The sequence below is a fragment of the Sporacetigenium sp. TC11 genome (genome assembly GCF_058146105.1).
Genome location: NZ_JBYVNY010000003.1, coordinates 350,011 through 361,973, shown reverse-complemented (window position 1 = coordinate 361,973; position 11,963 = coordinate 350,011). Strand labels below are relative to the sequence as shown.

The following is an 11,963-nucleotide window of genomic DNA, read 5'->3' as shown; positions in this document are numbered from 1 at the left end:
TGTAACTGGAGTTTCTTGTCTTTCTGCAAGTAAAGCCATAGGCACATCGGAATCTACAAAGTCTATCTGTGTTATTTGCAGTAAATCCCTAAGGCTCACTTCTGTTTCAGTATAAAGTATACCTACCTTGGTACTTAACCTAACAAATCTATGGTTAACTCCAAGATTAGAAAGTCCTGTTTCTATATCCCCTGTATAAGCTATGAAATACTTTGTTGTAGTAGGCGCTATGTATCTAGGTATCACTTTATCATCCCCTTCCGTATATGTATCATATATTATATATATGTTTTTTGAGGCGCTATAATAATAAGAAATTAAAAAGACTAGGATTTTATCCTAGTCTTTTCATAAATTACTTTTTCATCATATTTTGCATCATCATATTTTGATACATCCACATATAGTAGCAGTTCATCATATGGTTCATTTCATCCATATCCATATTCATTGGCATTGTCATCGGCATACTCATTGGCATATAGCCATTGCCATTACCACATGTTGGATATTTTTTATTCATTTCACCCATATAATGCATTGGTGCTAAGTTGTACATTGGTTGTACATATCCATATCCATTACAAGGACATATCATTGTATCAGGACATTCAGTTTCTGCTCCCATTACATCTTTATAATCACATTTATTATATTCTACTCCCATTACTCCTGGATAATCATTATGATGATTACATCCACACTCGTTATATTCTGCTCCCATTACTCCTGGATAATCATTATAATGATTTTTATGACATCCACAATGATCTTCTACTCCTAAAACTTCATCACATTCAATTTTGTAATCTTCTATACCAAGAACTTTATCTTTACATTCTTTAGCCTTTTTGCCACATTCCATCATCATATATTCACATTTTTTAGCTTTATCTTTAAATTCATTAGCTTTAACTAATGCTTCATCAAAACAATCCTTAGCTTTTTCGTCAAGGCATTTAGCTTCGTCGAATAAATCCTTAGCCTGTTCATTTAAATCTTTAGCTTTTTCAAATAAACATTTAGCTTTTTCACATGCTTTTTCAGCTTCAGCTCTTACAGCCTGTGCTTCTTCAAACAGACATTTAGCTTTTTCAGCTAATTCTTTAGCTGCACATTTTAATTGTCTAGCTTTCTCAAGATATTCTTCAGCTTTTACTTCATTGCACATAGCTTCTTTTTCTAATGCATTAGCTTGTGCCCCTAGTACTTTAGCTTTATCGTCAAATTTTTTAGCCTTATCAAAAGCTTCAGCTGCTAAAACTTCAGCTTCCTTAGCTTTACAGAATAACTCTTCAGCTTTAGCAGCTAAATCTTCACATTGTTCTACTCCCATAACTATTGGTGCAGGCTTACATTCGCAATTATTATAGTAATTTCCCTTAACGCCATTATCGCAATAATTAGCTTTAACTTTTTTCTTCTTCATATCATAACCCCTTCGCTGTCATATTAACTTAGTCAAGCTATAGGTGCTTGCCTACTATTAATATATGAAGTACATGCTTAGTGGTTACAACAAAATAGCTTTATTTTCTATAGAACTTCTCATACAAAGTTCTATAATACGTATAACATCTCTAGATTGTTTAGGGTCTACCTCTAGATCTTCTTCTCCCAATATAGCTTTATATATATTTTCATAAAAAGCTTTGTAATTTCCTTTTTCACTTTCTATTTTTCCAACAAAATGAATTCCATTAATATCACAGTCTAATTCTCCCCATGTGTCCTCTAATTCTTGACCAAAGGTGTCTAAGTTTTTAGGTGTATATCCTTGCTTTAATAAATCTTCTTGATTGTCAATTCCATACTTTATAAAAGATCCATTGCTACCTAATAATATATATCTAGGTAATTTTCCTCTTACAAGCATACCAGCCTTTAATGTAACTTTTAGATTATCATATCCTAATATTATTTCAAAATTTTCATCAGCCTGAGCTTCTTTTCTTTGTTTTCTAATATCAGCATATACTTCATTAGGAAGTCCAAATGCTACTAATGCTTGGTCTATAAGATGACTTCCTAAATCGTATAATATTCCAGATCCATCTGTGTTTTTTTCTCTCCAATTATCTTTTATAAAATTTCTATATCTATCAAAATGAGCTTCATATTCAACTATATCTCCTAATAACCTGTTGTTTATTACTTTTTGGACTGTTAAGAAGTCACTATCCCATCTTCTATTTTGATATACACTAAGAACTTTATTTTTTTCTTTGGATAGTTGTATCAATTCGTCAGCTTGCTGTGATGTTACAGTAAATGGCTTTTCTACAATTACATTCTTATCTGCCATTAATATCTGCTTTGCTAATTCATAATGATATTTATTTGGTGTACATACAAAAACCAAATCTATATTTTGATCATTTAATATCTCTTCTATATTATCTACTATATTTATTTTGGGATAAGATTTTAAGATTAATTCTTTTGTATTTGAGTTTGAAGTTAATATTTTTGAAAGATTAAAATAAGGTAAACTGTTTAACATAGGTCCATGGAAAATTTGACCAGAAGAACCAAAACCTACTATTGCTACATTTAATTTTTTTTCCATAATTTTTCCCCTTTTTACATACTTATTATGTTATGTAAATTATATATTATTTTACAAAAAATTTCCATTTAACTTTTCTATATCCATAAGTTGGGTTTACTATAATTTTTTACATACTATATTATTTCTTTAATTACACAACATAGAAATAAGATAAAATTATGAAATAAAATAAAGACAATGGATATCTAAAACAACAATATTTAGGAGGTATCACAATGGAAAATAAATATAATATGAATGAACAACTTAATAATTATGAAAATAAGGCAGAAAATGTTGTTCATAAAGGTCAAAACATGGCTAAGGATGCAGTAAGTAAAGCAGATAATGCAGCAACTAATATGATCCATTCTGCTAAAAATGCTGTTCATAATACTGTAAATAAAGCAGAGAATCTAGCAGAAGATATAATGAACAAAGATGTTATAGAAGAGGCTGAAGATATAGTAAATAATGCATATTCAAATGTGAGTTCAGCTGTTCAAAATACTATGAACTATGTTAAACAACACCCTATGTTAGCTGCTACTGCAGTTCTAACTGCTGCAACTATGATGAATACTACAACTAGACAAATGGCTAAACCTTTAGCTAAATATGCAGTAAAACATCCTGCAAAGTTAATTTCAAGTGCTGCTATGTTAGTTGCAACACAACAAATGGCTAAGCAAGCTACTAATTCCGCTATGAATCAAATGAATCAAATGAATTCAATGCAATAAGTATTACAAGCTGAGTTATACTCAGCTTCTTTTTTAATTACAAAGATATTATTGACATTTTACCATATAGTCCTTATAATTTACTCTGTAATTGTAGTTATTACAATTATTACAAAATAAGTTAGAAAGGAAATATATAATAATGAAAATGTCATACAAAACAACGGATACTTGTTGTAAAGAAATAATATTTGAAATAAATGAAAATAAAATAATAGAAGAAGTTCAATTTATAGGCGGATGTCCTGGTAATTTATTAGGGATGAAAAAATTGGTTGAAGGTGAAACGGTAGAAAGTGTAATAAATAAATGTAGTGGTATAACATGTGGATCTAAATCTACATCATGTCCAGACCAACTAAGCAAAGCTTTGAAAGAATTCTTACTACAGTTAGATAAAGCTATTTAGCAAAAAAGTAGGCATAATCATGCCTACTTTTTTCTTAAATATTAAAATTCTTCACTAAATATTTCAAAATAAGCTTGTGTAGCTTTGCATACAGGGCATATTAGAGGAGCACTTTCTCCAGTATGTATATAACCACATATTCTACATATCCACTCTTCTTTTTCATCTCTTGTAAATACTGATTTATTTTCTACATTATTAGCTAATTCTGAAAATCTTTGTTCATGATGAGCTTCTATAACTCCTATCATTTTGAAAGAAGCTGCTATTGCTTTAAATCCTTCTTCTTCTGCTATCTTTGCAAATGATGGATATACATCTGAATGCTCTTCATGTTCTCCTTTAGCTGCATATTGCAAATTCTGTACTGTAGTCCCTATACCAACAGGATATCCACCTTGTATATCTACATTATAAGGAAATTCTTCTCCTTCTAATCCATCTTTTAAGTGATTAAAGAATACCTGTGCATGAGCTCTCTCATTTTCAGCTGTTAATTTAAATACTTCAGATATTTGTTCATATCCTTCATCTGAAGCAATTTTTGAATACATAGTATACCTATTTCTAGCTTGTGATTCTCCAGCAAAACCTTTCATTAAATTCTCTAATGTTTTTGTACCTTTCAAACTTTTCATAAGAATCCTCCTTTTATTTAAAACGTATACCTTAAAATTATATTCATTTACTTACTTTTCCATACAATTATATAGTAAATCTAAGGTGTTAAATATAACTTACCTATAATGTATTTCCGAGAAATCGTCTCCTAAATGTTCAAATCCCCAATCAGCTTGGTCGTTATACATAAATTTAACTCCTTTAATCCATCCTTCTTTGTAATTTCTTTGCAAAAACGTCTCAATTAACTTAGTTGCTGTTTGTCTACCACCATAGGAGCCTTGGAAATAATAAGTTGACCAACTAGATTTATTATTAACATCTTCTTTTAAATTTATGAAAGCTATATTATCTTCTATCTTAACAACTTCAATAGGGAGGCTTGCAAAATATGATTTAGATAAATAATCTGCTATAGACTTTAATTTTTCTTCCATAGATGTATTTGTATATATCTGTATATAATCTTCTACCTCTATTATTTGATAATTATCTTCATTTATTGTATACACTGGCAACGATACTACTTCAGGCTGTTTATTTTCTTCCTTTAATAAAGTCACGTTATCCTGAGCATTGTAAGTACATCCTGTTAGCATAGTTATAATCACACTTATAGATATGATAATTGGCAATAATCTTTTTTTCACAAATATTCCTCCTTGAATTCATCTAAAATTAATATATAGTGCTATATAAGATTATTACCAAGTTTATGAAATAATATAAAAGAAATCTCTAGCATTAAATGCTAAAATAGAGTTTGATAATTTATTTATTAAATACAATGAAATCGAAGGTTTAACTAAAAATAAGCCTTCTTACTCTTAGTAAGAAGGCTTATTTATTTATCTTTATTTATCTTTATTTATCTTTATTTATCTTTATTTATCTTTATTTATTTTCCTTTAATAAATCTCTAATTTCTGCAAGAAGAAGTTCAGTTTTTGGTGCTGATTCCACTGTCACAACCTCTTCTGCTTCTTTTTTCTGCTTTAACTTGCTTAATACTTTAATAAATAGAAATATACAGAATGCAATAATTAAAAAGTCAAAAGTAGTTTGTATAAATTTACCATAGTAAATAGCTAACTCATTGTTATTTGCAGATGCTGGAGTTACAACTATTTTTAGATCTGCAAAACTAACTTTACCTATTATTATACCTACTAAAGGCATTATAATATCATTTACAAGACTTGTTACAATTTTACCAAATGCTCCACCTATTATAACCCCTACTGCCAAATCAATAACATTGCCTTTAACAGCAAAATCTCTAAATTCTTTAATCATTTCTTTCAAAACATACACCTCCAAAATTATGTCTATTACTATTCGTTCATTTCTATTTCTTCATTATTAACTTTTTTGTCAGATCTACCATTTAAAAACACTCCTGTTGCTATAAATAGTCCAGCAAATATTTTTATAAAACTTATATTTTCCTTTAGTATTAAAAATGCCAATATCATAGAAAATACAGGAACTAAATTTATGTATAAAGATGTTTTACTTGGTCCTATTTTTTTAATTGAGATTTGTTGAATTAGGTATCCGCCAACAGATGCAAATACAGACATATAAATTACAGATATCCATCCTGTTGCTGTTGTATTAGGTATATAAACCCAAGGTTTTTCCATTACAACAAATGGTATTAAAACTATTACACAAACTAAAAACGCATAGCTAGTTATTTTTATAGGGCTATAATTTACTGATGCCTTTTTTGAAATAACAGCATAAGATGCCCAACATATAGCAGCTATTATCATAAGTAAATCTCCAGAGTTTAACTTAAAGTTTAATAATATACTAAAATCTCCATTAGTTATTATAAGTATTACTCCAAAAAATGATATTAATATGGATAATACATTTCTAGCTTTTATATGCTCCTTTAAAAATATTATTGCCAAAATAGTTGTTATTATAGGATTAGTAGCATTTATTAATGAAGAATTAGTAGCAGTTGTATATTTAAGTGCTGAAAAGAAAAATATATGGTATCCTACCATTCCAATAATTCCAAGTGCTATAAATGTAGGTAAATCATTTTTACTTATTTTCCAATCTTCCTCTTTTTTTATCATTATTGCAAATATTAGTATAGTGGCAAATAAAAATCTAAAAAAAGTAAGTGAGAATACAGGAAACTCCCCTATAGAGAATTTTCCTGCAATAAAGGCTCCTGCCCAAAATACAGAAGCAATAACCATAAGGTACTTATCAATATTTATTTTCATATAATTCCCCCATTAGTTTTTATTTATATTAAGTTATTTCTATAAATCTATTTATTTCACCTTTTAATTATACACTATAAAAAGATACACAGTTTAATGTGTATCTTTTTATAGTGTATCTACTTAGTTTTTTTATTATTATTTTTATTTTCTTTGTCTTCTTTTTTATCTTCTTTATATTCTTTTTTATTCTTATTTTCTATATTACTATTGTTAATTTCAATTATCATTTTATTTTTAGTATCACTTTTATCATTTTTTTGTTTATTATCTTTTTCATCTTTTTTAACATCATTTAAAATATTATTGGAATTTTGATTTTCTTTATTATTTTGAATAGTTTTATCTATTTTATTACTATTTATATTTGAGTTTTTAATAGTTTTATTATCTTCTGTTTCTTTTTCTTTATTAATTTTCATTTCTTTAGTTTTGTTTTTTAAATTTTTTTCACTTTTGTTTTCAGTTTTTTTATCTATACTATAATCTATATTTTTTTCTTGCATATTTTCTTTGAATTTTTCTATATCTAATTTACTTTCAACTTTATTATTAGTTTTTATCTTAACGAATAAATTATTTTGATTATCAGTCCCTTTTGATGCATCAACTATTTGAGTTAAACCATCATTTATATCTCTATTCCTTAATTTTAAAGATTCTACCACAGGTTCAGATTCTTCTTTAGTATGTACTTTTATTATTTTATTAAACTTATTAATATAAATTTTTGTATCTATATTATCAAATTTAACAATTAATGAATTAACTGGTTTGTAATAAGCATATGAAGTACCTGCTAAGGCTACACATAAAAATACTGAAGCAGCAGAAACAAAGTATTTAATATTATTATGTTTCATATAAACCTCTCCAGTATATATCTCTCCTATAGAAGGTTGATAGCTTTTAATTTTAACTTTCTCAAATTCACCATTTTGTGTCATTATGTAGGTTACATTGCCTTTAATCTCCATGACTATACCAGTTTTAGTTTTCATTATCTATCACCTCACTCTCTAATTTTAAATTTAAATACGACTTAATATAATTATAATTTTCATTAGATAAAATTATTATTAAAGCTAGTATATATCTCCGCCACTTTTCTATATACTTTCTGTTTTTACCAGTTAAAATAATTATTTGTTTTACAGGCAATCTCTTTTTATTTTTTATATGCTCTACAATAGAATTATCTTTGATACATCTAAATACTATAGTCAAAATTTCATCTCTAGTGTCTCTATGAGATGGTGATGAGTTTACAAGGTCTGAAAAAGCAAGTTGATAATCTATAAGTTCAGCCGATAGCATTTTAATTTCTTCTTTCCTTAATTTATTTTCTATCTGTTTTTCATGTTCACTCAAAGATAATCTACTATCTATATAATTTTGCTCATTATCATCATCATTTGAAAAAACCAAATAATCGTTATTTTTTCCTTTTCTAAAAAAGTCTATAAGAGCATTTCTCATAACAACTTTTGCATATGAAAAGAAATTTCCTTTACTTTCTTTATAATTTTCACAAGCTGAATTAAATGCTATAAGAGCAATACTAAGTTCATCATCATTTTCCCAGCATAATCTTTTTTTACATATATTATTTGCTGTATTTTGGACAAATGTCTTATTTTCTGCTATAAATTTATCTCTGTCTTTGTTAACTAGCATAGTGATTTAAGACACCACCTTCCTTCAATTAATATATACGAGTATATCAGTTTTTTTTAGTAGGTACAAAAAAAAATATTTTTTTCCAAAATTACCTATAAAATCCAATTAATTTACGTAAATATAACTAACTCTAAATATACGTCTATTAATTAAACTAAAACAAGGAGGTTGATATAACTATAAAAAATATATTAAGTTAACCCAAGGTAAAAAATTAATTTTTAAAGTGTGTATACTTCACAAAATGATTACCCTTGCCCACACACTAGGTATGTCATCTGTATACACACTTTATTTTTTATATATCAAATTAAATTTTTTTAAAATCAAGTATTAATATTGCACATTAATATATATTTTCCCATATAAATATATGTATATGGGAGGTGGTATAATGGAAAATAAACAACCTAAATTAAAAAGAGAGCTTGGTCTCTTAGCCGCTATTTCAATTGTTGTTGGTAATACAATTGCATCAGGGATATTTGTTATCCCTCAAAATTTAGCTGCAAATGCAAACCCAACATCAACAATGGTTGCATGGGTAATTACAATTACAGGATCACTTCTTCTAGCGCTTAGCTTTTCAAATCTTGCATCAAAGTTTCCTAGTACTGGAGGATGTATAGTTTATACGGAAAAAGCATTTGGTAGTTTTGCAGCTTTTTTAGTTTCATGGACCTACTGGATAGCTCTTTGGGTTGGAAATGCAGCAGTAATTACAGCTATGATTAGATATGTAGGATATATCGTTCCAATTGTAGGCGACAATAAGTTAATAGGGTTTATAGTTGCTTCACTTGTTTTATGGGGAATTACATTTATAAATATATCTGGTGTTAAAAACGCTGGATCTTTTCAAATAATTACAACTATTTGTAAACTTCTTCCATTACTAATATTTGTAATATTAGCAGCCTTTAATTTTCATCCTGAGTATTTTACTGCTTCATCATCTCCAGAAGTTTCTTCTATAAATACTGTACCTTCAGCAATTGCTGTGACTTTATGGGCACTAGTCGGTTTTGAAAGTTCAACAACAGTAGCTGGCGAAATAAAAAATCCTGAAAAAAACCTAAAGAGAAGTACATTATATGGAACTTTAATAGTCGCAATTGTATATATTCTTGTAAGTGCTATGGCAATTGGGGTAATGCCTCAAAGTGAACTTGCAAAATCTGAAGCTCCAATAGCTGATATGATGAATTTAATGACTGGTAGTACATGGGGAGGAGTTTTTATATCAATTGCAGTTATAGTTTCGACAATAGGCGCTTTAAATAGCGGTATTCTTATTGCTGCAAGATCAGCATTTGCCGCCGCTGAAAATAATTTATTTCCAAAAATTTTCGGTAATATTGATAAAAAATTTTTCACACCTAAATCATCACTTATAATCTCCGGTATTGCTATGAATATAGTCCTTATTATGAATTGCATTAATGGATTAAACTCAGCATATAATTTCTTAATTTTACTTGCGACTCTAGCATTTTTAGTTGCATATGGAGCAGGTTCTGCTGCAGAAATTGTTCTTATTGTTCAACATGATAAAAAGATTAGTGTTGGTAATTTTATAAAAAATTCAATACTCCCTCTTTTAGGATTTGTTTATGTCCTATATGCTATTTACGGTTCTGGTGCAGAAACAGTTATGTGGGGATTTATATCAATGCTTATTGGTATTCCGCTTTATATTTATATACAAATTCAGAAAAAAAACACATAAAATTATAAAAAAACCTACATATGTAGGTTTTTTTTATGAAATGATTTATTATTCATTTGGTTTTAATAACAACTCTTTTATATTTCTTTCTTTTATACATACTGATAATATAGCTTTTAAAATAACAACTGTAATAGGTCCTAAAATCAAACCTGCTGCTCCTATTAATTTAAATCCTACGTATATTCCCATTAGAGTTAATAATGGATTAACTCCAATTTGACTACCTATTATTTTAGGCTCTATCATTTGTCTTATTATAAGTATTAAAGCCCATAGTACAATTAATGAAACGCCAGTAAACAATTCTCCTACTAATAATTGATAAACTGCCCATGGCATAATTATAACTCCTGTTCCTAATACAGGTAGTAAATCTACAATACTTACTATTATAGCCAATATTAACGTATGGTCTATTCCTATTATTGAAAATCCAATAAATAATTCTGTAAATGTTATAGACACTATTATTATGTAAGCTCTTATTAGTTTGCCTATAGATCCAAAAACATTATTTTTTATACTACATATATTTACATACCACTTCTCAGGTAGCTGAGTACTTGCCCATTTAATTATATTTTCTCTATAACTTGCAATAAAGTAAGTAGACATAATTGTTGCTATAATAAATAGCAAAATTTCCGGAAATGAACTTGCCGTATTAAATGCTCCCTTTAAAATTACATCTGTAATTTTAGCTACATTGCTAAGTACATTATCAAGTATTCCATTTATATTTTGCATTATTTGTGTATATAAATCCAAATATTCTGGGCTTATATCTTTGCTAGATAAACCATTTATAGTATCATATGTTTGTCCTACAAAATGAGGAATATTAGACAATAGACCTCTTATTTGTCGCACAAATTTTATAATAATAGTTGTTATAACAAAACCGATAACTCCTAAAATAATTACTATACTAAGTGCTACAGATGCTTTTCTAGGAATTTTTGCTTTATCGACTAGAAATTTTATAATAGGTTCCATAAGTAATGAAAGTATTAAAGCTAAAATAAATGGGGCTATATAAGTTATAGATTTGTAAATAACTACTATACCTATTACCATCCCAATAATTATTCCTAATAATTTTTTTAATTTTTTCAAATCTAAAGTATAGCTTTTCTCCATAAGATTACCTCCTATATATTTACAATACAATCTCAATTGGAAAAACTATCTGAGAAAGGCTTATATAAATTTAGTATATATCATTGTTATTTTAAATTATATCATGGATTTCTTCAAGTGATATTACAAAATTTACAATTTTGTTATTTATTGAACTTTATTTACTTTAACCAATTAATGGGCTTACAGTTAAAACTATAAGCCCATTAATTATTATATTAATTTATGATCTACTTGTATTATTAATTGCTCCTTTATTACCATAAGCTCTATTTATAGCACTATATATTATAACCCCTGCTATACAGTTTATTAAACTTGCAGGAAGTACCACAGTAATGAATAGTATGCTAAACTTAGCTGGAAGGCCAGCTATAAGAGAAGCAATTGATAAAAATACCGATCCGCTTATTATAGTTCCTATTAGAGAATTCAAGATAACTTTAATTTTATTGTTTTTTATAGGTTTTAAAGATTTTAAAAATACAAACATAATATTTACAGTTATTATTTTATCTAAAAAATTAGGTATCTGTCCGCCTGGAAATCCTGTAGTAGCTGCTGATATTAATCCTGCTACTATTCCTGCACAAATACAAGATTTATAATCATCATTTAAAACCAATATTATAAGTAGCACAGCCAGTAAAAAATCAGGCTTCATTCCTAAAACAATTGGTGGAGTTATCTGATGAAGAACTGCTCCTACCGCTAAAAATACAGAATTTAAAACCATTTTTTTTGTATTCATATTTACCAATCCCTTCAATAATAAAATTTAATATACTTGCTAAATTAATAATTGTATTTTTAATTATAGTTCACAGCATATCATCAC

14 protein-coding genes are annotated in these 11,963 nt (G+C 27.6%); 3 read left to right on the top strand and 11 right to left on the bottom strand.

The annotated features are described in order from the left end of the window. The 3 genes from ACUSRV_RS07785 to ACUSRV_RS07775 all read right to left on the bottom strand — a co-directional run. Positions 1-246: hypothetical protein (locus ACUSRV_RS07785; RefSeq protein WP_490141369.1), on the bottom strand; the 246-nt coding region annotated here is incomplete at its 3' end. A gap of 109 nt (positions 247-355) precedes the next feature. Further along, a complete protein-coding gene (locus ACUSRV_RS07780; protein ID WP_490141368.1) occupies positions 356-1,429 on the bottom strand; it encodes a hypothetical protein in 1,074 nt (357 codons plus the stop codon). A gap of 84 nt (positions 1,430-1,513) precedes the next feature. Beyond that, positions 1,514-2,569 carry a Gfo/Idh/MocA family oxidoreductase gene (locus ACUSRV_RS07775; protein WP_490141367.1) on the bottom strand — a complete coding sequence of 352 codons (1,056 nt, stop codon included), beginning with the start codon at positions 2,567-2,569 and terminating at the stop codon, positions 1,514-1,516. Between the two features lie 218 nt (positions 2,570-2,787). Here ACUSRV_RS07775 and ACUSRV_RS07770 point away from each other — a divergent pair, with 218 nt between their 5' ends. Then, positions 2,788-3,294: a hypothetical protein gene (locus ACUSRV_RS07770; RefSeq protein ID WP_490141366.1), complete on the top strand. Its 507-nt coding sequence runs from the start codon at positions 2,788-2,790 to the stop codon at positions 3,292-3,294. A gap of 142 nt (positions 3,295-3,436) precedes the next feature. After that, positions 3,437-3,703: a TIGR03905 family TSCPD domain-containing protein gene (locus ACUSRV_RS07765; protein WP_490141365.1), complete on the top strand. Its 267-nt coding sequence runs from the start codon at positions 3,437-3,439 to the stop codon at positions 3,701-3,703. Positions 3,704-3,744: 41 nt separating this feature from the next. On the opposite strand, the gene rbr is transcribed toward ACUSRV_RS07765, so the two are convergent. The 6 genes from rbr to ACUSRV_RS07735 all read right to left on the bottom strand — a co-directional run bounded on the left by rbr (position 3,745) and on the right by ACUSRV_RS07735 (position 8,250). Further along, positions 3,745-4,341: a rubrerythrin gene (gene rbr, locus ACUSRV_RS07760; protein WP_490141364.1), complete on the bottom strand. Its 597-nt coding sequence runs from the start codon at positions 4,339-4,341 to the stop codon at positions 3,745-3,747. A gap of 99 nt (positions 4,342-4,440) precedes the next feature. After that, positions 4,441-4,974 carry a hypothetical protein gene (locus ACUSRV_RS07755; RefSeq protein ID WP_490141363.1) on the bottom strand — a complete coding sequence of 178 codons (534 nt, stop codon included), beginning with the start codon at positions 4,972-4,974 and terminating at the stop codon, positions 4,441-4,443. 244 nt (positions 4,975-5,218) lie between these two features. After that, a complete protein-coding gene (gene mscL, locus ACUSRV_RS07750) occupies positions 5,219-5,620 on the bottom strand; it encodes a large-conductance mechanosensitive channel protein MscL (RefSeq protein WP_490141375.1) in 402 nt (133 codons plus the stop codon). Between the two features lie 38 nt (positions 5,621-5,658). Further along, positions 5,659-6,573, bottom strand: coding sequence for a DMT family transporter (locus ACUSRV_RS07745; RefSeq protein ID WP_490141362.1), 915 nt, complete (start codon positions 6,571-6,573; stop codon positions 5,659-5,661). A 119-nt stretch (positions 6,574-6,692) separates the two neighbouring features. Continuing rightward, on the bottom strand, positions 6,693-7,574 hold the full coding sequence (locus ACUSRV_RS07740; RefSeq protein ID WP_490141361.1) for an anti-sigma factor domain-containing protein: 882 nt from the start codon (positions 7,572-7,574) through the stop codon (positions 6,693-6,695). Beyond that, positions 7,564-8,250, bottom strand: a complete 687-nt coding sequence (locus ACUSRV_RS07735; protein WP_490141360.1) for a sigma factor — start codon at positions 8,248-8,250, stop codon at positions 7,564-7,566. Before ACUSRV_RS07735 ends, ACUSRV_RS07740 begins: the two co-directional genes overlap by 11 nt. 397 nt (positions 8,251-8,647) lie before the next feature. On the opposite strand from ACUSRV_RS07735, the gene ACUSRV_RS07730 reads away from it, so the two are divergent. Continuing rightward, positions 8,648-9,982, top strand: coding sequence for an amino acid permease (locus ACUSRV_RS07730; protein ID WP_490141359.1), 1,335 nt, complete (start codon positions 8,648-8,650; stop codon positions 9,980-9,982). Between the two features lie 48 nt (positions 9,983-10,030). Here the strand turns inward: ACUSRV_RS07730 and ytvI are convergent, their stop codons facing one another. Both ytvI and ACUSRV_RS07720 read right to left on the bottom strand, forming a co-directional pair. Next, on the bottom strand, positions 10,031-11,125 hold the full coding sequence (gene ytvI, locus ACUSRV_RS07725; protein ID WP_490141358.1) for a sporulation integral membrane protein YtvI: 1,095 nt from the start codon (positions 11,123-11,125) through the stop codon (positions 10,031-10,033). 223 nt (positions 11,126-11,348) lie between these two features. After that, on the bottom strand, positions 11,349-11,876 hold the full coding sequence (locus ACUSRV_RS07720) for a tryptophan transporter (RefSeq protein WP_490141357.1): 528 nt from the start codon (positions 11,874-11,876) through the stop codon (positions 11,349-11,351). Between the last annotated feature and the right edge of the window lie 87 nt (positions 11,877-11,963).

Bases quoted from the DNA above. Each gene is read 5' to 3' on its own strand.
- ACUSRV_RS07780 (WP_490141368.1), bottom strand. From the start codon at position 1,429: ATGAAGAAGAAAAAAGTTAAAGCTAATTATTGCGATAATGGCGTTAAG.
- ACUSRV_RS07775 (WP_490141367.1), bottom strand. From the start codon at position 2,569: ATGGAAAAAAAATTAAATGTAGCAATAGTAGGTTTTGGTTCTTCTGGT.
- ACUSRV_RS07770 (WP_490141366.1), top strand. From the start codon at position 2,788: ATGGAAAATAAATATAATATGAATGAACAACTTAATAATTATGAAAAT.
- ACUSRV_RS07765 (WP_490141365.1), top strand. From the start codon at position 3,437: ATGAAAATGTCATACAAAACAACGGATACTTGTTGTAAAGAAATAATA.
- rbr (WP_490141364.1), bottom strand. From the start codon at position 4,341: ATGAAAAGTTTGAAAGGTACAAAAACATTAGAGAATTTAATGAAAGGT.
- mscL (WP_490141375.1), bottom strand. From the start codon at position 5,620: ATGATTAAAGAATTTAGAGATTTTGCTGTTAAAGGCAATGTTATTGAT.
- ACUSRV_RS07745 (WP_490141362.1), bottom strand. From the start codon at position 6,573: ATGAAAATAAATATTGATAAGTACCTTATGGTTATTGCTTCTGTATTT.
- ACUSRV_RS07740 (WP_490141361.1), bottom strand. From the start codon at position 7,574: ATGAAAACTAAAACTGGTATAGTCATGGAGATTAAAGGCAATGTAACC.
- ACUSRV_RS07735 (WP_490141360.1), bottom strand. From the start codon at position 8,250: ATGCTAGTTAACAAAGACAGAGATAAATTTATAGCAGAAAATAAGACA.
- ACUSRV_RS07730 (WP_490141359.1), top strand. From the start codon at position 8,648: ATGGAAAATAAACAACCTAAATTAAAAAGAGAGCTTGGTCTCTTAGCC.
- ytvI (WP_490141358.1), bottom strand. From the start codon at position 11,125: ATGGAGAAAAGCTATACTTTAGATTTGAAAAAATTAAAAAAATTATTA.
- ACUSRV_RS07720 (WP_490141357.1), bottom strand. From the start codon at position 11,876: ATGAATACAAAAAAAATGGTTTTAAATTCTGTATTTTTAGCGGTAGGA.